General features: G+C 33.3%; 1 protein-coding gene. It reads left to right on the forward strand.

Going from position 1 to position 513, the window contains the following annotated elements:
* The coding region (locus tag IE124_RS36470) for a vacuolar membrane-associated protein Iml1 domain-containing protein (RefSeq protein WP_189514106.1) at positions 1-513 on the forward strand (513 nt) is incomplete at both ends.

Here is a 513-nt window from a genome sequence, read left to right on the forward strand (position 1 = left end):
TTGAAAACATATCACAAAAATCCATCTGCATCGAACGGAGATAAGAAAATTTATTTTATTGCAAAAGATTTTGACGGAGAGACTAAAAGAAGGGCAAAAACATCTAATGTTTCAATACTTTCGGGTCAACTGCAAACTTTGTTAGATTTGCCTTCTAGGTCTAGGATATGGATAAAATTGAAACCAAACAAATTTGACTTACAGGCAGATGTGGTAGAGTTTAATATCAAAGATTGCCTACTAAATAGAGGTGATATGTGGGTTCTATCATCTAAGCTGGTAGATACATGTGTGTTTATGGATCAAAGACTGGCATTCTTAGACTCTATCAGAGGTACTATTAAGGGAATTTATCGAAATGGTAAGAAGATTGTTTCTGGATATATTGGCGAACAAACAAGGATAATTTTTCGGTCCGAATCTGCCAGATTAATTTTTTTGATTCAAATAACTGATGAAATGTGGAACTTCGAAGAAACTGGTGAACAATTATTTCAAAAGATGGTTAATTCA

Source organism: Streptomyces narbonensis (assembly GCF_014649015.1).
GTDB classification, from domain to species: domain Bacteria; phylum Actinomycetota; class Actinomycetes; order Streptomycetales; family Streptomycetaceae; genus Streptomyces; species Streptomyces narbonensis.